Genomic DNA, 21,325 nt, shown 5'->3' with positions numbered 1-21,325 from the left:
CCAGAAGAAGATTTTCACGCACAGTCAGTTCATAACGTCCGTAGTCTTGACTCACCAAACCAACATTTGCCAACATGTTGTATTTACTCTCAGAAGAAGCACCCTTATACGTTATGCTCCCCTGGGCAATTGGTGTAATTCCAAGAATTGCATTTATTAGCGTTGTTTTTCCCGCGCCCGAGGCACCAACTACTGCAATCATTTGATTATTCATCAGCTCAAGATTAATATCTTTAAGCGCAAAAGACGACGCGCCCTCATACTGAACGGATACATCTTTGCATATAATTTTTGAAATATTTTCATGGTTAGGGTTAGAAGTTTTTATCTCAGAAGCATGGTCGTAAGTATCAGAGTCGCATACCCTTCGGAATTGCTGAACAGATAATGCTCCATTAATAATCTGACCAAATGAATATCCCACCTCTTGGGTCGCGTTAACACAGGTAATGATTCCAATCAGCGATCCGGCCACATACGATATATCGGCGCCTGAATCCACGAGGAAGTACAGGGACGCAAAAAGTAAGACAGAGCAGAGTAGCCCTGCAACTATGGAGATGATTCCTCTAACACTTTCAAGGCTCAATTCCCTACCGGCTGCCCGGCGTCGCCAGGACGCTACGCGTTGCGAGAAAAATCGGGAGGCTCTCATGAGGTGAAGTTCTTGGGCGCGACTTTGAGCCATCAGATTGTCTAGATAGTAGTTCTCTACCCGATAGTCCTCGTACATTAGGGTGTATATAGCGTAATCACGTTTAGCGAGGATTACCATTGCAATAGATAGGGGTAGTGAACACAGTGCCGCAAAAATTGCTGCCACAATGCTGACGTTCGCAATATTAAGACAGAGAAGTAACACCATTGCGAAGGCACTCACCAGTGTCATAACTGACATGGTGTGAACCTGCAATTCCTGTTTCGATATTGCCTCTCTTGCAGCACGTATATCTTCCTGTGATTTTGTGCTGCCTATATCAGACAACGGAAAAGTAGATAACCTGGTATTTAACATGCGGTGAACCCGATAGTTCATCTTTGATTTGAGGATAAGCATGTTACTTCTTACCCAGCGTTGAGCAATGATATTAATTCCGACAACAAGGGCAAGAGCAACGATATAAATCCAGGCCGCGCCACCATTTGAACCGCTCAAGGCTGATACTGTATTACCGATTAGCAAGGATTGGCTCAGAGGAATGCAGGCTATGACGGCTAGTGATAGGGCGACGCTCACCAGGGTTGTGGGACAGGTTTTCCAGGCTAGGCGGAAAGACCAGAGTACAGAAGAAAATAGATTTTTCATTCTCACCACGCTCACAAAGTCGTATTGAACTCATCTTTGAGATCTGAAACTCCTCGATGAGCGGACATCGAAACACTACCCGTACTTCATTAGTTACTCTACTCTTCAATGAAATTTAAAACACACATATTTGCGCGTTTCCAAGAATATTAAGCAGATATATCTGTGATATTTTCGGGCATTCAGGGGTCAGCCGACAGCTCTACCCGCAACGCCCCCAGCACCCTTCGTCATAGTCAGTCATATTAAGTTCATATTTCTCCCCAATGTCATGTCCAGAAATATTAGGACATCAACCGCCGCATCCCTTGCACACCCTCGGAGGCAGTGGGTAGAGTGAAAGCGTTATCTATCAAGAGCGACCGAGAGATCTGGCTCGTCGACGTCGCAGCAACCTCGCCAGTATCCCCCACCGTCACGGTGCAGGCTACGGACAAGGTGCTCCCGCCAGAACCGATAGAGAAGAATACCCTTCGGCACCCCTTGATGAGTCGTACCCGCAAACCGGTACAGCGCATCCTGCAGAAGAATTCACGCACCCTCCCGGTGCGTATCTATCGGGTGAACACGAAGGAAGGTTATGACGACAGTTCACCCGGCTCTTTCTTTTGAGCTATTCCCACCCCGCTCACACGCAAGCTGCGAGTCGCTACTCCATACCATTGCCGAGCTTGAGGGCACCAACCCCGACTACGTATCGGTCACCTACGCCGGTGACGCGAAGCGCCGCCAGAAGACCCTCGCACTACTCGACCACCTGGTGCATGAAACGTCCCTCACCCCGCTGGCTCACCTGATTTGCGCAGGCCATTCGGTGCACGAGCTGGAGCGTGCAGTCCGCCTGATTCTGGGTCTGGGTGTGCGCGGTTTCCTGGCTCTTCGCGGTGATATTCAGGAGGGTCAGGTTTCTGAACTTCCTTTCGCCCGATACCTGGTGGAGCTCATTCGCCGCGTGGAGCGTGAAGATTTCGCCCACCTGGCTGCTGGCAAGGTGTCGATTGGTGTGGCGGCATACCCGCAGAAGCACCCCGAGTCCGCATCCCTGCTGCAGGATATTGAGATTCTGCTGTCGAAGCAGCGTGCCGGCGCAGATTTCGCGATCACTCAGGTGTTCTTTGAGGATGAACGCTATAGTGCCCTGGTCGATTCGGCGCACCTGGCAGGCGTGGATATTCCGATTATTCCGGGCATCATGCCGGTAACCTCGCTGAAGCGGTTGCAAAATCTTTGCCAGATGGCGGGCATGGAAGTCCCGACGGACCTCGCCTACGCCCTAGAGACGGCGACCAGCAACGCAGAGTTGCACCGCATCGGCGTGGATTACGCGCTGAACCAGTGCCGCGCCGTGATGGATGCGGGCGCACCGGGCCTGCACTTCTTCACCTTCAACGAGCATGCCGCGGTGCTGGACGTTCTGGATCAGCTGGACCTACCCCGATACAGCAACCGTTTCTCTCAGCCGCTGAGCGAACTGGAATACGCCTAACCCAACCCGTAACGCTCCTTGTCGGATGCGTTCCCATTGTCTCCCCCACAAATATTCCGGGAGTTGTTGAGTCCTCCGTTTCACCACCCACAGTCGGGTGGTAAAACGCCGGAACTGACTCCCCTATCTATCCCCAGTAAAGGAAAAAATATTATGTCGAACACCGCATTCCCCGCCGCAACCATTGTTGGCTACCCCCGTGTGGGCCGCTTCCGTGAGCTGAAGAAGGCTCAGGAGGCTTTCTGGAAGGGCAAGGCAACCCTGCAGGAGCTGCAGGACACCGCCGCTGACGTGCAGCGCACCTACTTTGAGCGCGTGACCGCTGCGGGTCTGAAGGCTGATAACTACTCGATTCCGGCGACCTTCTCCTACTACGACCAGGTGCTTGATGTGGTTCGCCTGTTCACCCTGGTTCCCGAGCGTCTGGCTGAGGCTAAGGATGCACGCGGTCTGCTGGATCTGCCCGGCTACTTCGCACTGGCGCGCGGTACCGAGACCCTGCCTCCGCTGGAGATGACCAAGTGGTTCGACACCAACTACCACTACCTGGTGCCCGAGATTGGTGCCGGTACCGAGATTAAGTTGAACCTTGAGGCTATTGACGAGCAGCTCGAGGTAGCAAAGCAGGCTGGCGTGAAGGTTCGCCCGCAGATTGTTGGCCCGCTGACCCTGCTGCTGGGCGCTAAGGCTGAGCAGGGTTCCGCTGAGGACTTCTCCCCCGTTGACCGTCTGGATGAGTTCGTTGCCGCGTACGCTCAGGTGCTGGAGCAGCTGGCTGAGCGCGGTGTTGAGTGGGTTCAGCTGGATGAGCCGGGCCTGACCGTGGACCGTGCCGACAACGCGAAGGTTGCGCAGCTGGCCGAGCGCACCTACCGTGCCCTGGCTGCTGGCGAGAAGCGCCCGCAGATTCTGGTGACCAGCCCTTACGGTTCTCTGCGTGAGAACCTGCCGGCACTGCTGGGTACCGGTGTTGAGGCTCTGCACCTTGACCTGGTGCACGGCGTGTACTCGAAGGCTGAGCTGGAGTCTGTTTCTGCCGCTGGTGTGCACCTTGTTGCCGGCGTTGTGAACGGTCGTAACGTGTGGCGTGCCGATGTTCGTGCCGCACTGAAGACTCTGGAGGCGCTGCCCGGTGCATCCGAGGGTGCCGTGTCTGTGGCTTCCTCGACCTCCCTGCAGCACGTGCCGCACGACCTGGCTCTGGAAGACCCCGCCGAGGTTCCCGTGGACGGCCTGGCGTTCGCTGACCAGAAGGTCGCTGAGATTGCTCTGTTGGCTCGTGGCCTGGCTGAGGGTGAGGCGGCTGTTGAGCCGGAGCTGAAGGCTGCTGATGAGGCGCTGGCTCGCTTCGCCGCTGACCCGCGCAAGCACAACGACGAGATTCGTGCCCGCGCCGCAGCTGTGACTCCCGAGGACTTCGACCGCCCGACCATTGACGTTCGCCGCGCGGCTCAGGCTGACCTGAATCTGCCGAAGCTGCCGACCACCACCATCGGTTCTTTCCCGCAGACCGCTGAGATTCGCCGTCGCCGTGCGGAGGCTCGTGCGGGCAAGATTTCCGCTGAGGAGCTGAACGGCTTCCTGCGTGACGAGATTGCTTCGGTCATCACGCTGCAGGAGGAGCTGGGCCTGGACGTGCTGGTTCACGGTGAGGCTGAGCGTAACGACATGGTTCAGTACTTCGCTGAGAACTTCGACGGTTTCGCAACCACCCGCCACGGCTGGGTTCAGTCCTACGGTTCGCGTTGCACCCGCCCCTCGATCCTGTTCGGTGACGTGAAGCGTCACGGTGAGGGCCTGCGCGGTGAGGCGTTCACCGTTCCGTGGAGCTCCCACGCACAGTCGCTGAGCGACAAGCCGGTCAAGGGCATGCTCACCGGCCCCGTAACGATTCTGGCGTGGTCCTTCGTGCGTGACGACCAGCCGCGCCGCGAGACCGCTAACCAGGTGGCTCTGGCTCTTGCCGACGAGATTGCCGACTTGGAGCAGGCAGGCATCCGCATCATTCAGGTGGACGAGCCGGCTCTGCGTGAGCTGCTGCCCCTGCGCCGCGATGAGCAGCCGCAGTACCTGGACTGGTCGGTGAACTCCTTCCGCCTGGCAACCAGCGCGGTAAAGGATTCTACCCAGATTCACACCCACCTGTGCTACTCGGAGTTCAACGAGATTATCGACTCGATTAACGCTCTGAACGCTGACGTGACCAGCATTGAGGCGGCTCGTTCGCACATGGAGCTGCTGGCTGATATTCCGGAGAGCTTCGTTTCCGGTCTGGGCCCGGGCGTGTGGGACATCCACTCTCCGCGTGTTCCTTCGCAGGATGAGATTGAGTCCCTGCTGAAGGCTGCGATTGGTTACGGCACAATTGCTGACCTGTGGGTGAACCCTGACTGTGGTCTGAAGACTCGTGATTACGAGGAGACCAAGCAGTCTCTGCGTCACCTGGTGGACGCCACCAAGGCGATTCGCGCATCCCTCTAGGAGGCGCCTATTGGTTCCGCTGCCTGTTGCGGGTTAACCGGATGATGGTTTGCTCGCGGTAACCTGCGGCAGGTGGCGGCTGTTCGGCTTTGTGCCGGTATGCGTACCGACTGTATGCCGAGCTTTTGGGGATAGATAACAGGCCCGCCCGTACGGTTTTTCTTCTGCACCGTGCGGGCGGGCTTTTCTGTGCTGTTTTAGGGCACCGATTTTGTGGTGTTCAAGTGGTTTTCTTTTTGAACTTAGGGTATAAATTACTCTAAATTTAAATGTGGTCTGACCAAAACACATACTTACTCAACAAGGAAAGTATTTATATTCATTGCAGTACTTGTGGCACTGTTGCCCAATAGACAGACCTGCGTCACACAGATTTAGCACTTCCCCGTAATTCCAGGGTAAAAACAGCATTAACAGAATAATCACTCTGAATATCCGTTCATCCTAGTGAACATTCTACTGAAAACATTTCCAGCGGATTAGCATTTTTATAAGCCGCCGTTTTTAGAATTCCAGCATGACTACTACCACTTCATCAAAGAAGAAGAAGGGTTCTGCACCCCGCTGGCTCGCCATTCCGGCACCCAAGCCTCAACTGAGTGAGGCTGAAGTTAATGCAAAGTACCCGCGCATGCGTCTGCAGGTCTTCATGGGTATCTTCATCGGTTACGCGACCTTCTACCTGATTCGTAACAACGTCCCGCTGGTCACCCCGATTCTGACCAAGGAACTTGGCTTCAGCAACGCAGCAATTGGTGCACTGTCCACGGCACTGCTGCTCGCTTACGGCTTCAGCAAGTTCTTCACCGCAATGATTTCTGACCGCTCGAACGCGCGTTTGTTCCTGCCCATCGGTCTGGTGCTCTCGGGTGTTGCAAACATCCTGCTGGCAATGACCGGTTACATGGGTGAAGGCGCAGGTGCGGCAGGCTACGGTGCCGCTATCGCCTCCATCATGGCGACCATCATGGTCTTCAACGGCATCTTCCAGGGTATGGGTTGGCCTCCCTCGGGTCGTGTGCTCGTGAACTGGTTCTCCACCAGCGAGCGCGGCACGAAGGTTTCCTGGTGGAACACCGCTCACAACGTTGGTGGTGCGCTGTCCGGTCTGCTGGTTGCGTGGGGCTTCTCCATGTTCGGCAAGACCTGGGAAGTTGCCTTCTGGTTCCCGGCTGTTATCAGCTTCGTTCTGGCGTTCGTGGCGTGGCTGCTGATTCGTGACAACCCCGAGGCTGAGGGTCTGCCCACCGTTGACGTGTACCGCAACGACCCGCACAAGGTTGAGTCCACCGCTGAGGATCGTGCAGAGTCCACTTGGACCACCATCCGTAAGCACGTGCTGACCAACTCGACCATGGTGTACCTGGCTCTGGCAAACGTGTTCGTGTACACTCTGCGTTACGGCGTGCTGGTGTGGGCGCCGAAGTACCTGCACGATGTGCGCCACGCTTCCCTCGAGGGTGGTATTGCGGGCTTCTCGATTCTGGAGCTTGCCGGCATTGGTGGCACCGTCCTGTGCGGTTACGTTTCTGACCGCATGTTCAAGGGTCGCCGCTCCCCCGCGGGTATCCTGTTCCTGATTGCAACCGTTGGCGCAATTCTGCTGTACTGGCTGCCTTCTTCGGATGCGCCGCTGTGGATTGCGTACGTTGCGTTGGCTCTGATTGGTGGCCTGATTTACGGCCCGGTTATGCTGATTGGTCTGCAGGCTATTGACCTGTCCCCCTCGCATGTTGCGGGTACCGCTGCGGGCTTCACCGGCCTGTTCGGTTACGCGCTGGGTGCGACCCTGGCTTCTGCCGGTATCGGCATTATTGTTGACCACTGGGGTTGGAGCACCGCGTTCGTCTTCATGATTGTGTGCTCGGGTCTGGCGGTTCTGTTCCTCTGGCTGGTTAATGGTGCTGAGAAGCGTCTGATGGCTGAGCGTGCAGAGAAGCTGGCGGCTCAGGCATAATTGCCCGGTCTTTCGTGTAGGGAAGCCACACGTTTGCTGGTGAGTCACCATATGGTGGCTTGTCGGTAATCGTGTGGCTTCTTAGGTTAAGAACCTAGAATGGAACCATGACTACTAACTCTGGAATCACTAAAGAATGGGTGGATGAAACCGTCAAGCCGGGCGACGATTTCTTCCGCCACGTCAACGGTAAGTGGCTGGCTACCCACGAAATCCCGGCGGACCGCCCCAAGGACGGCGGCCTGTACACCCTCCGCGATAACGCAGAGAAGCACGTGCGTGAGCTGGTGGAGAAGATCGCGAAGGAGCAGCCGGAGTCCCGTATTGGCGCGCTGTACAACTCCTTCATGGATGTTGAGAAGATTGAGGCGGACGGCCTGGAGCCGCTGCTGAAGGAAATCGCCCCGATTCTGAACTCGGCAACCCCCTCCCACCTTGCTGTGACCCTGGCACTGCTGTCTCGTGCGGGTCTGCCGCAGCTGTTCGCCTGGTACACCAGCAACGACCCGAAGGACCCGAAGAATTACACGTTCTTCCTGTACCAGTCGGGTCTGGGCCTGCCGGATGAATCCTACTACCGTGAAGAGAAGCACGAGCAGGCGTGCGCGGCGTATGTTGAGCATATTGCCCGCATGTTTGAGCTGACCGGTCTGGCTGAGGGCTTCGGCCTGACCCCCGAGCAGGCGGCTCAGCTGGTGTTCACTCACGAGTCTGAGCTGGCTCGCCTGCACTGGAACGTCGTGGAGAACCGCGACGCCGAGGCGACCTACAACCCGTACCAGGCGACCGAGCTGGACGAGAAGTTCCCCGGCTTCCCGTTCTCCCAGTGGCTGCTGGCTCTTGGCGCTGACCCGGAGACCCTGGGTCAGGTTATTGTGGCTCAGCCGTCCTTCTTTGAGGGTGCGGCTAAGCTGTTCACCTCCATCCCGCTGATGAGCTGGAAGCTGTGGGCTGTGTGGACTGTTCTGCGTTCGCGTGCGCCGTTCATGTACGACGAGCTGGTTCAGGAGAGCTTCAACTTCTACGGCAAGACCCTTTCCGGTACTCAGCAGATTCGTGAACGCTGGAAGCGTGGCGTGGGCGCTGTCGAGAAGGCTCTGGGTGAGGAGATTGGCCAGGAGTACGTGGCTGTGCACTTCCCGCCTTCGCACAAGGAGAAGATGCTGGTTCTGGTCGGCAACCTCCTGGAGGCGTACCGCGAGTCTATTGAGTCGCTGGACTGGATGACTGAGGCAACCCGTCAGAAGGCGCTGGAGAAGCTGTCGAAGTTCGTCACCAAGATTGGTTACCCCGATAAGTGGCGTGACTTCTCCGCGCTGGAGCTCGTTCCCGGTGACCTGTTCGAGAACCTGCGCCGTACCGGTGCGTTTGATGCTGACTGGCTGATTGCCCGCAAGGGTCAGCCGGTGGATAAGTCGGAGTGGCTGATGACTCCGCAGACCGTGAACGCGTACTACATGCCGCCGGCGAATGAGATTGTGTTCCCGGCAGCGATTCTGCAGCCGCCGTACTTCAACCCGGAAGCTGACGATGCGGCGAACTACGGCAATATCGGCATGATTATTGGCCACGAGATTGGTCACGGTTTTGACGATCAGGGTTCCCGCTATGACGGTGACGGCAAGCTGGAGAGCTGGTGGACTGAGGAGGATTACGCGAAGTTCAAGGAGCGCACCTCCGCGCTGGTGGAGCAGTACAACGCGTACGTTCCGGTGGGTCTGGACCCGAAGTTCCATGTGAACGGTGAGCTGACTCTGGGCGAGAACATTGGCGATCTGGCTGGCATGTCGATTGCGTTGAAGGCGTACCGTCTGGCGTTGAAGAAGCAGGGCATTGAGTCGCTGGATGACGCACCGGTGATTGACGGTATGACCGGTATTCAGCGTTTCTTCTTCTCGAATGCTCGTGGCTGGTGCACGAAGTCCCGCCCGCAACATGCTGAGGTGATGATTTCGGTGGATCCGCATTCGCCGGATGAGTTCCGTGTGAACGGTGTGGTGCGCAATATTGATGAGTTCTACGAGGCGTTTGGTGTCTCTGAGGGCGATGCACTGTACCTGGCTTCGGAGGAGCGCGTGCGCATCTGGTAGCATCCCGATAAGTGTATATGTTTTATTGTGCATATAAGAAAGGCGCCCGCCTCGTGGCTTGAAAACCACGGGGCGGGCGCCTTTCTGTTGTAGAAGCTACGCGCTTCTTCGCTGAAGCTTTTAGGAAGCAGAAGCCGAAGAAGAGGAAGAAGTACGCATACCGGTCAGCTTCCACGCACCGTTCTCGTAGACACCGTGCAGGGTGCGCTCCACCTCGTCCTTACGTTCCACTTCAGAGGGAGCTTCCTCCACGCGGTCCTTGCTTGCAATGAACTCGCCGGGATCCATGGTCAGGCGAATATCCCAGTTGTAGGCGCCACCGTCACGCTCGGGCTGTGCGGAGAGCATGGTGATGACAACAGACGGGTCGTGCATCCACACCTTGCCCTGCTGCATACCTGAACCGATAGTGCCATCCTCGGGCTCAAGCATGCTCTTCAGCTCGGAGTTATCAACCGCGCATTCGCGCAGGGGTTCGGTCTTGCCGGTGCGCATGTAGTATTCCAGGGCTGCACCGAAGAACGCGATGGACTGGTACAGGCCCTCCACGCTGTTCTCGTTAGCGACGGCGGGCTTGGTCGGCACGGGGGCGTTCTTGGACGGCTCAGTGCGGGTTGCGGGCTGGTAGTCGGAAGGCTTGGAGGTGTAACCGTCAAGGGTTGCCGCGCCGGAGTAGTCGCTACGTGCAGTCTTAAATGCGGAAGCAGATGCGCTACCGGATGCAGATACAGAGCCGCTGGTTGCCTGGGACTGTGCGCCGCATGCTACCAGGAGGGTCGCGCCGCCGGTTGCTGCGAGCAGGCCGAGGGCGGATCGGCGGGTTACGTTCTTCATGGGTTCTCTCTATCTGTGGTGTGATTTCCGCACCGTGGTGCGGGTGATGCCTAGGGCATCTAACGGGAAGACGGCACTACACGGGGTGTGGTGCCGTCTTCCAGTATATGTTTTTTGGCTTGGGATTCCTTTAGCCGCCGTAATAGTAGTAGTGGCTGTAGGAGCTGCCGTAGTAGTCGCTAATGACGATGCGGGTGCGGCGGCCGTAGCGGTTGGAGTAGTAGGGGTTGCGGCGCACGGTGGGGCGGTAGGTGGTTGCCTGTGCGGGGGTGAGCAGTGCGCCGAGGGCGGTTGCTGCACCTGCGCCTGCGGCGGCGAGTGCTGCGCGGCGGGTGAGGCGTACGGTCTTCTTGGTGGCCATGATGTGCCTTTCGGGGTCGGTGTTTCTGTGAAGTGACAGGTGCGTGCACGGCATGCGGCTGTGCATTGACCATTTCTTATTGTAAGCCTCAACGTTATTGTTTTTACGTGCAGAGTACACCTTCTAGTTGAGGCTTAAACCATGCGGGCTAGTCCACGTTTTTCCAGTGTTTTTTCGACACAATTTTTGTTGAAATATTGGGCTCTCAGCACCCTGCCGGCGGGATACATCAAACTAAATAAGCACAAAAGTTCGACTTGTAGCACCCGCATAGAGAAAGCCCCCGCAGCCGAGAGTCATTCTCTCAGCCGCGGGGGCTTCACCGTATCAGCGTGTCCTCACACGGCAAGCGCTAAGAAGCGCGGCGGCGAGAACGCAACACCATCACAGTGCCGGCGCCAAGCACCAGTGCGCCACCCACAGCCACAGACACCGCACCAAAACCAGTACGCGCCAGGCCGCCCTGCTGGGAGCTCACGCCACCCGACGCGGCAGACACACCAGACTGACCCAGGGAGCCGCCACCGGTACCACCACCGGAAATACCGCCCGGGTACACGCCGCCAGCGGAACCATCAGTCGAACCCTCAGAGGAGCCCTTCGCGTTCACATCACCGGCGGCACCAGAAGCACCAGCCTGACCGGACTGCGCAACACCAGGCTGTGCGGAGCCAGGCTGGTTAGCACCAGCGGTACCGCCCGGGGTTGCCGAATCCACACGGCGCACACCACTAAAGTCATCCGACGCAGCGTTCGGGTCCTTCGGCACGGCAGTCTCAAACGAGCACGCATCCGACGCCTTCTTACCCACAGCAACCGCAAGCTGCTGCACCGGGCTGTTCACCTCAGTACCATCAGCCAGGGTCGCGGAATAGTGCACGTCAAACATGTACTGGCCGGGCTCAGAGAACACCCAGTTCGCGTGCGCGTGCGTCGCGTAATCAATGTCGATCGTGGTCTTGCCGGTCGTCGAATCCAGCAGCACATCCGCGCCGTTCAGCGACTCAGTGAACATGCCAAAGCGCGCACCCTCAGGCATAACCTTCGGAACCACGTGCAGGCGCACCGGGCCGCGCAGCTGCGAATAGTCAATGTCCTGCGTGTTGTAGCCAGGCCAAGGCAGGCCGCTCTGCTGGGTCTGCGGCAGGCCGTAGAAGGCGGTACCGACCGGGCCCATGAAGTTCAGCTTCTCATCAGCCATGCGTTCGGTACGCACACGGCGGGCGTTCTCGCTGACCGTCCACACGACCGAATCGAGCGGGCGCACGGTCGAATCAGCGTCAATGATGCCGCTGTCGTCACGCAGACCCACGGACAGCTGGCGGTCCTTCAGGGTCGCCTGAATGTCCAGGTGACCGTGCGAAATCTTGGTGCGGCCGTCAATCTGGCCGGGCACGCACTGGTTACCGGGGGTTCCGGGGGTGGACGGCTGCGCAGACGGTGCCGGGCTAGTCGGAGCAGGTGCGCTCGGGGTCGGGTTCGCGGGCGCCGGAGTCGTCGGAGCCGGAGTGGAGGGCGCCGGAGCAGGTACGCTCGGTTCTGCGGAGGCGGTCGGCACCGCAGGCACGGTCGGTACCTCGCTGGGGGACACCGACGGAACGGTGCTGGGCTCAGCGGTCGGAGCCTCGCTGGGTGCCTCGGAGGGAGCCTCGCTCGGCTCAGCAGAAGGCTCGGCAGAGGGCGCGACGGTAGGCTCAGCGCTCGGCGACGGATCCACCGGAGCAGGCTTCGGCGCATCGCTAATGGGTGCGCTATCGGGAGCCAAAGCACCGTGCGCGGTGTACTTGGTGCCCGGCTCGTAGTTCGCCGCAACCTCAGTGGTGGAGGCGGAAGCGTTCATATCCGGGTGGGTCAGCATCTTCACGCGCAGAGCCGTGCCCTTGTAGAACGACTCGTCACGGAAGGTAAAGCGCGCCACACCATCCTCGACGGAGCCCTCCAGGTCGAGATACGGGTAGACCGGGTCATCCTGGGCGTAGAAGCCGCCGCGCATGAAGCCGCGCACCTTCGGGTCCTTGAAGCGGACCTCAACGGTGCTGAAGCCGTTGCCGTTCGGGGTGACGGTCACGTCGTAGTCCATGCTGGTCGGCGTGTACTGCTGGGTGCTGAGTACGGTGTTCGCCTGATCCGGGGTTTCTTCGGGCCAGGAGCCGTTACCGTCATCGCTGTACACGCTCTCAGCCTTGCCGGGCTCGTAGGTGAGCTTGTGCGAGATCCAGCGGGACGCCTCCGCGCTATTCTCGTCGGAGGTATCCGGGGTGAAGACCGCCTGCAGCTGAGAACCCTCGCTACCGAGCATTTCAGACCAGGTGGCGGTACCGTTCACGACCGGCAGGTCGGTCAGGAAGTAGCCGTTGTTGTACAGGGTCAGGGTGCCCTTGAGGTTCTTGTTCGCGGCGGTGAAGGTGATGTCGCTGAGCTTGTCGTCGGCATCCTTGTTCTTTGCCGGGTCGGCATCCAGGCGGTGCGGTGCCACGGACAGCACGTACTTTGCGGCGTCCAGGTCACCAACGGGTGCCGCGTTGTAGCGGTCGACCGTGGGCACGGCGGTGGGGGTGCCGTCACCGAGCACGGGCTGCATGCCGCCAACCTGCCAGACCAGCTTCGACGGCTTGGAGCTAATGATGCGGCCGTCGGTGGAGCGCGCCACGGTGCGGTAGGTGACCACGTAGCGGCCGGGGCGGGTGAAGGTCGTGGTGTTGTGGGTGTGGCTACCCTTGTCGAGCAGCCAGGAGTGCCAGCCGGTGGAGCTGCTGGAGAGCATGCGGTACACGTCGGCAGGGGCGTCGTCCGGGTTGTAGCGGAAGAGCTCCATACGGCCGGGGCCCTCAACGGAGAGAATGTCGGTAGCGAACACGCCGTCACGGAAACGCTCGGTGGGCACCTTCGTGGATGCGCCCAGGCCGGCCCAGATGGGGTCCTGGTTGCCGTAGGTCAGGTGCGGTGCCATGTAGAGGGTCTGGCCGGGTTCGCCGAGGAACGCCAGGGAGGGCGATTCGCCCAGGGTCATGGTGTACTGCGACTTGCCGTCCCTGGTGCTGTAGCCCTTGCCGACCCAGTTGACGGTCTTGTCCAGTTCGTAGGTGTCTGCGCCGGTCTTGTAGGGGTTCGCCTCGTTCATGAGGACGAAGGTGCCGTTCTGCTCGTCCCAGTATGCCTTGGGGGCGTCAACGTGGCCCTTGGTGGTGACGATTTTGCCATCGTCGGGGCCTGCTGCGGCGGGCAGGGAGGGGGCAGCGCCGGCGAGCGCGAGCAGTGCTGCAGCGGAGAGGAATGCGGCTGCGCGGCGGAGGGCGGGCTTGCCTCCGGGGATGAAGAGTGCGGGGGTGTGTGTAGTGACCCGTCGTTGGGTCTGCTTCTGAGACTTCATGACAACCTTTCTCATTTTTCTATTTCCTAGGGTAGCTCTTTTGCAAATAATTGTCATTTAGAACCTAAGTGAGTATAGTGATTCTCAGAAATACGTGTGCGCCGAGGCGCGCCCAAAAACGCACACCACGTACATCCACAAAGAGAAAAACACGGCAGAGCGCACCCCGGACGCAGGGGAGAAACCGGCAACAGGCCGCCGGACCCAGCACCGGGCAAGCCCCGAAAGCACCGGGCAACGCGCCAGCCAACGAGCAGTCATCCAAGGAGCCACCATGCAAGGACGCACCAAACCCCTGAGCCTACTTAGCGCAACCACCCTCGGATGCACCCTCGCACTCGGGGCGCCCCTCGCCCTCCCCCAGGTCGGCACCTTCACCGCCGCACAGGCGCAGGAAAACCAGGCGCAGGAAAACCAGACCGGCACCCAGGCAGGCACCGAGTCGCGCGGTTACGTCAACTACGAAGGCGACTACGTCATCGCGGGCGTACACACCGAAATGCTCAACGCATTCCTCGACGGCAACCAGTTCACCCTCGCCACCCTCGCAGACACCGGCCCCGGCCAGCAGGGACGATTCAACCCCGCCCGCACCGTCTTCCACCTGCCCGACGTCGAGGACGCATACACCAAGGTCGTAGCAGGCTACGACTACATTGCTCCCGAAGGCACCGACATCTTCTACATCCCCTCCACCCGCACCCGCGGCCTGCTCTACCCCGGCCTCGGTGCGGAAGGAATCCGCCCCGGCGCGCTCAAGGACAACACCATCAACCTTGAACTCGTGCGCAGCAGCGTACCCGAAGGCGGCCGCGCCGAAGTCTTCACCGAATCCGGCCGCGACAACCCGCGCGTCTTCAGCACCAACGACAAGCTCGCACCGCACACCATCACCTCTGGCGGTCACGAGCACCTCAGCTGGGCATTCACCCGCGCAGGCATCTACCAGCTGACGTTCCGCGCCACCGCAACCCTTGCCGACGGCACCCCGGTCAGCTCCGAGGCGACCTACACCATCGCCGTGGGCACTAACGCTGAGGACGGCTTCAAGCTCCTGAACGCGCAGAACGCCGCAAAGGAAGCGACCAAGGAAGCCACGAGCGAGGCGACCACTACCCCCGAGGCGACCTCCACCGCCACCGAGAGCGCCACCAGCAGCCCCAGCGCATCTACCTCCGCAAGTGCTGAGGCGAGCGCTTCTGCTGAGGCGAGCGCATCCACCGGTATTCGCCGCGTGGATGGATCCGTGAACGGTCAGAACGCCGCGCAGGTGACCGACCCGAACAGCGCGAAGGCGGCGGCGAATGGTGAGCAGGCATCCCAGGGTGGATCCGGTGTAACCGCTATCAGCGGCACCGACAACACCAATAACGGCTCTGACAAAGGTGAAAACAAGGACGGCAACGCCACCAGCGCGAAGGGATCCAGTGTGAAGGGCTCCAACGCCCAGAACATCAGCGCCCCCAGCAACGGCGGCGGCATTACCGGCAACGGTGTGCTGTCCTCCGGTCTGCCCGGCAGCCTGAACCAGCAGTGCATCGCCACCGAGGTTCCCGCCGAAGACGCCAAGGACTCTAAGGACTCCAAGGACACTCAGAAGGACAACAAGCAGAGCAACCAGGCAGCCCAGGCACCGACCAGCATCCCCACCCTCGCCGTGGTCAACACCGCCGAGCACAGCGGCCGTGAAGAAGTCACCCACGGCCACTTCGACGTAGGCCCGATCCTCAACGGCGGCAACCTCACCAGCAGCGTGAAGGACGACCGCACCAGCCCCGCCCGCCACGTCTCCCCCGGCGCCCTCGAGTTCGTACTCAATGACGCCGCGAAGATCAACCTGCCCGCAGGCATGGAGAACATCGCCCCGGCGGGCACCCCCGTGCACATGATCGGTGCAACCCAGCAGCAGGGCGTGCCCTGGCTCGGCTGGAGCACTCAGGACCCCGAACTGCTCAAGCAGCTCGACGGCCCCGTCACCATGAGCCTCAACGGTTTTGAGGGCCCCGGCACCATGTCCACCTTCCTCTCCGGTAACTTCGGTTCCGCCGGTCAGAAGGTCTTCGATTCGCGGAGCGGTGGCTCCTTCCAGGTGCCCGCAAACACCCACCAGCACAGCAACTGGGTGTTCACCGCCGAGGGACGCTACACCGTGACCATCGGCTGGACGGCACGCCTGAAGAACGGTCAGCAGGTCAGCAGCGAATCGGTTCTGCACTTCACCGTCGGCAACCCCGATAACGCCCCGGCAAGCAACAACGCACAGGGTGCGGCAGAAACCAAGCAGGACGGCGGCAACGCCAACAGCGCTAACGGCACCAACAACGGCGGCGAGAAGAACACCGCAAAGAACCCCGTCAACGGCACCGTCGACGAAGCCACCGGCATCGTCACCAAGCCCGACGGATCCAAGGTGCGCATCGTCGGTAAGACCGCCTCCGGTGAGGATTGCGCCCTGACCAGCCAGGAACTCGCCAACGCCCAGAAGGCAGCCGCGGCAGGCAAGCTGCCGAACACCGGTGTGGTCATCGACCCGTTCATGGTCAGCACCTCCATTCTGGCGCTGGCACTCGGTGCCATGATTCTGCGTTCGGCACGCCGAAAGGGCCGCAGCGGTGACACCGCATAGCGGGCATACCGGCGCGCACACCTATAGTCGGCGTACCGCCCTCACCCTCGCCTCCCGTATTGCGGTGGGTGCGGGGGTGGGGGCTGGTGCCTTCGCATTGAGCGGATGCGCCAGCACCGTGAACGCTTCCTCCGACCGGATGCGCGTGGTCGCCACGACCCCGATCCTGGCGGATTTGGCGCAGCAGATTGCAGGCGAGCGCGCCAGCGTGCACTCCCTGGTGCCCGCCGGTGCTGACCCGCACTCGTATGAGCCGAGCCTGCGCGATATCCGCGATGTCGCCTACGCCCGCTGCGCCCTGACGAACGGTCTGCTGCTGGAGCAGCGTAAGCTCAGCAAAATGGTTGAGGCGAACCTGCCCGCAGGCGTTGTGTCCGTGGCAGTTGCGGAGAAGATTGAGCAGTACGGCGGCAAGCTGGAAGCCATTGTTGAGGATGCCTCCCTGGACTCCATCTGGCTGGGCTTGCGCGTTGAAGAGGGCGGGCAGAACGAATCTGCCCCCGCCGATTCTTCGGATGCGGGCATGCGCTTTGAGGTGCACAGCGTGCGGGCGCGCACCTCTACCGATTCGTCGAATGCGCAGTTGGCGGCGTTCATTACGCAGACCTTCGGTGCGGTGGAGATGCTGTGCGATTCGCATGCGCGCGGTGTGAACCTCACCCGTGAGGGGGACACCGCGATCCGTACCGGCGATATGGGTTCGCTGGAGCTTCCGTTGCAGGCGCATACGCACCTGTCGTGGGCGTTTAGTGATGCCGGCGAGTACGCGATTGAGCTGAGTGCCACCGCGGTCAATGCGCCGGAGTCGGTGCGTTCTTCGCGCGGCACCCTATACTGCGCGGTCGGTCGTGACCCGCAGGAGCTGGTGGACCGTCTGGCGAAGGAACAGAACGTTTCCGCCTCGGACATCAAGGTTCTTTCGGCAGGTCACGCCGATATTACGGCACGCACCGGCGACGGTAGGCTCGTGCTTCGCGCGGATTCCTCCCAGGGTGCCGTAGAGTACGAGCTGAAACGCACCGTGGTGGCGGTCCCCTCCCGCACTCTGCAGGAGGTGCCCGCCGGCGGTAGCTACCGTTTCCTGCGTTCGGGTGCTTCGGAGCATCGCGGTCAGGTGTATCTGCTGGCGCAGGCCGTTCTGGGCAAGCACGTGCACGGCGAAATCGACCCGCACATTTGGCATTCGGTGCCGAACACGAAAGCAAGCGTGCAGGTCATTCGTGACGCGCTCATCTCCGCCGATCCGGCGGGTTCGAGCGAGTATGCGGCCCGCACCGAGCAGGTGATGAAGGATCTTGATGCCCTGGACGCTCAGCTGCGTCAGGTGTACGGATCCCTGCCGGAGTCGGCACGCAACCTGGTCACCACGCACGACGGCTACCGCTACCTGGCGAGCACCTACGGGTTGCACATTGCCGGTTTCGTGAGTGCCAGCGCCAGCGGCGAGCCGAGTATTCAGCAGCGTCAGCGCCTGCGTCGCACGGTCGAGGATTTGAAGGTTCCAGCGATTTATCTGGATAAGTCCACGGCGATGCGTTCACCGGTTCTCACGGAGCTGGCTCGGGAGGCTGAGGTTCGTACCGGGGTGCTCTATTCGGACACTCTGGATGCGCAGGCTCCTCACTACGCGCAGATGATGTTGGCGAATGCTCACACGATTGCGCTGTGCTCAGGGAATGGCTCTGGGCACAGCTCTAACGGCGATTCTGGCGATAGTTCTTCGGGCGCTAGCTGCTCGGAGACGAGCACCTCGTAACCCGGTTTTTAAGCTCCCCACAAGCTCATATACCAGTATCAGCATATAGATAATCTTTCACACACCGTTTCGGTCATGATTCAAGGAAGTCCTCATGATGAACTCAACCACCCGCCTCTCCCGTAGCCTGCCCACCCTGGCTCTGGGCGCCAGTCTCATGCTCGCACCCCTGGGTGTCGCACACGCGGAGACCACCCCGGCAACCGCTGAGGCAACCACCGAGAGCGCCTCGGCTCAGCCGAGCGACAGCAACCTCAGCCGCGGCGAGCGCGCCCTCACCCAGACCCTGTCGGCGGAGCAGCCGGTCGCATCCGGCCGCACCGAAATTTCTGCCGGTCACGTGGATATGGGTCCTCGTTTCAACAACGGTAAGTTTGAGCTCATGCTCCACGACGACCACGGTGAAACCCCGGTCTGGCGCAGCCTGGACGAGGTCATCTACCGCGGTAGCGACCAGGCGATCCTTGAGGTGCCGAACGACCCGCGCTACTCCTTCGTGGGTGCGCCCGCCGGCTCGAAGGTGTACGTGATTCCGCAGACCGAAACTAAGGGCGTTATCTGGCCGGGTTGGAACACTCAGGATCCGCAGCTGGTGTCCAAGCTGAACCGCGGCGTGAACCTGACCCTGGAGCAGGTGAGCGGCCCCGGCACGTTCAGCCTGTACCTGGAGAACGGTAACTTCTCGGCACCGCAGGTGCTGTGGTCCTCGACCAAGAGTGAGCCGCAGAAGCTGTGGGTGGAGAAGAACACTCACACCCACGCAAACTGGGTGTTCACCGCCCCCGGCGAGTACCTGCTGAAGGTTACCGCGAGCGCTGAGCTGTCTGACGGTTCGACCGTGTCCGATACCCGCTACCTGAAGTTTGCGGTGGGTGACTCTGCGAGCGCTGATGCCCTGTACGCGATGGAGGCGCAGGCGCGCGGTTCGGGCTCGGCTTCTTCTGCATCCTCCGGCACTTCGTCTAACTCTGCTTCCCAGTCTGCCGGTACTCAGGCGTCCGGTTCTTCGTCTGCCGCCGCGGCGAGCGACCAGAGCGGTTACAAGGCAGAGTTCACTATCCCCTGGGGTGCTATTGCCGCAGGCGTGGCAGCTGTGATCGCCGTAGGCGCGTTCCTTTCGTTCCGTCGCCGCTCCTCCGCGCAGCGTGAGGCGCTGGATGAAGTGCGCGGTGACCGTTCGTGAGCGCGTCGGTAACAGCGGGTACTGAGCCCGTTCTTGAGATTTCAAACCTGTACGCCGGCTACGCGCGCCGTTCCATCCTCAAGGATCTGTCCCTGACCCTGGAGCGCGGCGAGTTTGCGGGTCTGATTGGCGCTAATGGTGCCGGTAAGACCACGCTACTGCGCACCATTTTGGGTCTGATTCGCCCGGCGTCCGGTCAGGTTCGGGTGCTGGGTGAGTCGCCGCGTGTGGCGCGTGCGCATATTGGTTATGTGCCGCAGAAGCACCAGTTCCAGTGGGATTTTCCGCTGACCGTTAAGGACACGGTGATGACCGGTCGCGTGCGTGAGATTGGGTTCTTCCGCCGCCCGGCGAAGAAGGATTGGGTGCAGGTTTTTTCGGCGATGGAACGCACCGATGTTCTGCACCTGCAGGACGCTTCCATTGCGGAGCTTTCCGGTGGTCAGCGTCAGAGGGTTCTTTTGGCGCGCGCTTTGGCGGCGAACCCCTCCCTGTTGCTGCTGGATGAGCCGTTTACGGGCGTGGACGCGCCGACTCAGACCACTCTGACCCGCCTGTACCGTGAGTTGGCGGGCGAGGGCATCACGATTCTGATGTCTACGCATGACATGCTGGCGGCGCGTGAGTCCTGCTCGCGTCTGTGCGGTGTGCGCGGCAATATTCACCTGGATGGTCCGGCGGACTCCTTTAGCCTGGAGCAGCTGCACACGTGGTTGCACGGTCACGATATTGAGGAGGCGCAGGGTCACGCCCGCACGGGCTTCACCTGTGCCGGTGGTGCGTTGGATGAGTACGGCCACGAGCTGCCGGACTCCTGCGCTTCGACTGTTTCTGCTTCCCCCGCCCATACTGCTTCTACCGGGGGTGCCCGTTGATTACTCCTATCGATTTTCTTGCCGACCTGTTCAACCCGTCTCTGGCGTTCCTTCCGCGCGCCCTGGCGGCGGTGCTGCTCGCATCGGTGGTTACCGGTGTGGTGGGCTGCCACGTGCTGATGCGCGGCATGGTCTTCATTGGCGATGCGGTAGCGCACTCGGTGTTCCCGGGTCTTGCGGTGGCGTTCGTGCTGGGTGGCAACCTGGTGATGGGCGGTCTGACCGCGGGCGTGGTGACGGCTATTCTGGTCGCTATTTTTAGCCAGAATCAGCGGCTACGCGAGGATTCCGTGATCGGTATTTTCTTCGCGGCGTCTTTTGCGTTGGGTATTGTGATTATTTCATTGGCACCGGGCTATTCGGGGTCGGTGCAGGATTTCTTGTTCGGCTCGATTGTGGGTGTTTCGAATGAGGACATTACCCAGGCTGCGATTATGGGTGCCGTTATTCTGCTGGTGTTGTGGCTGTTCCACCGCCAGATTGTGACGGTCAGCCTGGACCGTGAGAGTGCCCGCGCGATGGGCCTGCCGGTGCTTGCCTTGGATATTGTGCTGTACGTTCTGGTGACCATTTCTGTGGTGCTGGGTCTGCAGACGCTCGGTAATGTGCTGGTGCTGGCGCTTCTGGTGATTCCGGCGTCGGCAGCCCGCCTGGCGTGCCGCCGACTGGGGTCGATGATGGTGTTCTCGCCGGTGTTTGGCGGTATCTGCTCGATTGTTGGCCTGTACCTGTCCTGGGCATTTAACCTGCCGACGGGTGGCACGATTGTGCTGTCGATGGTGGCGGCTTTTGTGCTGGTGTGGGCGGTGACGGCGGTTCGTTCGCGAGCGCGTGCCCAGCTGAAGAATTAAACCCAGCTCAACCTCGACTCAATCCAACTTTCCTCGATTAAACGCACGAGGCGCATCCCTGTTTGAGGGGTGCGCCTCGTGCGTTTTTTACAGGTCTTAAATACCCAAAGTGAATCATGTTCATGTTTAAAGAACCAAAAGATACACTC

At 60.2% G+C, this 21,325-nt stretch carries 13 protein-coding genes and 1 riboswitch; of the genes, 9 read left to right on the top strand and 4 right to left on the bottom strand.

Annotated features, from left to right (window positions below; all coding sequences use genetic code 11):
* On the bottom strand, nucleotides 1-1,306 hold a 1,306-nt coding region (locus HMPREF2927_RS00240), incomplete at its 3' end, for an ATP-binding cassette domain-containing protein (RefSeq protein WP_070684596.1).
* Between the two features lie 346 nt (nucleotides 1,307-1,652).
* Nucleotides 1,653-1,769: riboswitch (SAM riboswitch) on the top strand.
* Between the two features lie 117 nt (nucleotides 1,770-1,886).
* On the opposite strand from HMPREF2927_RS00240, the gene HMPREF2927_RS00235 reads away from it, so the two are divergent.
* The 4 genes from HMPREF2927_RS00235 (at nucleotide 1,887) to HMPREF2927_RS00220 (ending at nucleotide 9,320) form a co-directional block, all read left to right on the top strand.
* Nucleotides 1,887-2,792: a methylenetetrahydrofolate reductase gene (locus HMPREF2927_RS00235; RefSeq protein WP_049340837.1), complete on the top strand. Its 906-nt coding sequence runs from the start codon at nucleotides 1,887-1,889 to the stop codon at nucleotides 2,790-2,792.
* A gap of 153 nt (nucleotides 2,793-2,945) precedes the next feature.
* On the top strand, nucleotides 2,946-5,273 hold the full coding sequence (gene metE / locus HMPREF2927_RS00230) for a 5-methyltetrahydropteroyltriglutamate--homocysteine S-methyltransferase (RefSeq protein ID WP_070684592.1): 2,328 nt from the start codon (nucleotides 2,946-2,948) through the stop codon (nucleotides 5,271-5,273).
* A 517-nt stretch (nucleotides 5,274-5,790) separates the two neighbouring features.
* On the top strand, nucleotides 5,791-7,230 hold the full coding sequence (locus tag HMPREF2927_RS00225) for an MFS transporter (protein ID WP_005507318.1): 1,440 nt from the start codon (nucleotides 5,791-5,793) through the stop codon (nucleotides 7,228-7,230).
* A 107-nt stretch (nucleotides 7,231-7,337) separates the two neighbouring features.
* The gene (locus tag HMPREF2927_RS00220) at nucleotides 7,338-9,320 is read left to right on the top strand and encodes a M13 family metallopeptidase (protein WP_070684590.1); all 1,983 of its coding nucleotides are present in this window, start codon (nucleotides 7,338-7,340) and stop codon (nucleotides 9,318-9,320) included.
* Between the two features lie 120 nt (nucleotides 9,321-9,440).
* Here the strand turns inward: HMPREF2927_RS00220 and HMPREF2927_RS00215 are convergent, their stop codons facing one another.
* From HMPREF2927_RS00215 to HMPREF2927_RS00205, 3 genes are all read right to left on the bottom strand, one after another.
* Nucleotides 9,441-10,154 (bottom strand): DUF6318 family protein, encoded by a 714-nt coding sequence (locus tag HMPREF2927_RS00215; RefSeq protein ID WP_070684588.1) that lies wholly within the window; start codon nucleotides 10,152-10,154, stop codon nucleotides 9,441-9,443.
* Nucleotides 10,155-10,284: 130 nt separating this feature from the next.
* Nucleotides 10,285-10,515 carry a transcriptional initiation protein Tat gene (locus HMPREF2927_RS00210; RefSeq protein WP_070684587.1) on the bottom strand — a complete coding sequence of 77 codons (231 nt, stop codon included), beginning with the start codon at nucleotides 10,513-10,515 and terminating at the stop codon, nucleotides 10,285-10,287.
* A gap of 352 nt (nucleotides 10,516-10,867) precedes the next feature.
* The gene (locus tag HMPREF2927_RS00205) at nucleotides 10,868-13,885 is read right to left on the bottom strand and encodes a choice-of-anchor M domain-containing protein (protein ID WP_070684585.1); all 3,018 of its coding nucleotides are present in this window, start codon (nucleotides 13,883-13,885) and stop codon (nucleotides 10,868-10,870) included.
* A 274-nt stretch (nucleotides 13,886-14,159) separates the two neighbouring features.
* On the opposite strand from HMPREF2927_RS00205, the gene HMPREF2927_RS00200 reads away from it, so the two are divergent.
* The 5 genes from HMPREF2927_RS00200 to HMPREF2927_RS00180 all read left to right on the top strand — a co-directional run bounded on the left by HMPREF2927_RS00200 (nucleotide 14,160) and on the right by HMPREF2927_RS00180 (nucleotide 21,176).
* A complete protein-coding gene (locus tag HMPREF2927_RS00200) occupies nucleotides 14,160-16,511 on the top strand; it encodes a TIGR03773 family transporter-associated surface protein (protein WP_070684583.1) in 2,352 nt (783 codons plus the stop codon).
* Entirely contained in the window at nucleotides 16,498-18,267 is a 1,770-nt protein-coding gene (locus HMPREF2927_RS00195; RefSeq protein ID WP_070684581.1) for an anchored repeat ABC transporter, substrate-binding protein, read from the top strand. The genes HMPREF2927_RS00200 and HMPREF2927_RS00195 overlap by 14 nt, the downstream gene beginning before the upstream one ends.
* 94 nt (nucleotides 18,268-18,361) lie before the next feature.
* On the top strand, nucleotides 18,362-19,450 hold the full coding sequence (locus tag HMPREF2927_RS00190) for a choice-of-anchor M domain-containing protein (protein WP_070684577.1): 1,089 nt from the start codon (nucleotides 18,362-18,364) through the stop codon (nucleotides 19,448-19,450).
* Complete coding sequence (locus tag HMPREF2927_RS00185) at nucleotides 19,447-20,325, top strand: metal ABC transporter ATP-binding protein (protein ID WP_070684576.1); 879 nt, start codon at nucleotides 19,447-19,449, stop codon at nucleotides 20,323-20,325. Before HMPREF2927_RS00190 ends, HMPREF2927_RS00185 begins: the two co-directional genes overlap by 4 nt.
* Nucleotides 20,322-21,176 carry an anchored repeat-type ABC transporter permease subunit gene (locus tag HMPREF2927_RS00180; RefSeq protein ID WP_012904337.1) on the top strand — a complete coding sequence of 285 codons (855 nt, stop codon included), beginning with the start codon at nucleotides 20,322-20,324 and terminating at the stop codon, nucleotides 21,174-21,176. Before HMPREF2927_RS00185 ends, HMPREF2927_RS00180 begins: the two co-directional genes overlap by 4 nt.
* The last annotated feature ends 149 nt before the right edge of the window (nucleotides 21,177-21,325 follow it).

It is taken from the genome of Rothia sp. HMSC061E04, from assembly GCF_001813685.1.
In the GTDB taxonomy this organism is placed as follows: domain Bacteria; phylum Actinomycetota; class Actinomycetes; order Actinomycetales; family Micrococcaceae; genus Rothia; species Rothia mucilaginosa.
The sequence above is the reverse complement of the archived record's forward strand: the minus strand, read 5'-3'. Positions and strand labels throughout refer to the sequence as shown.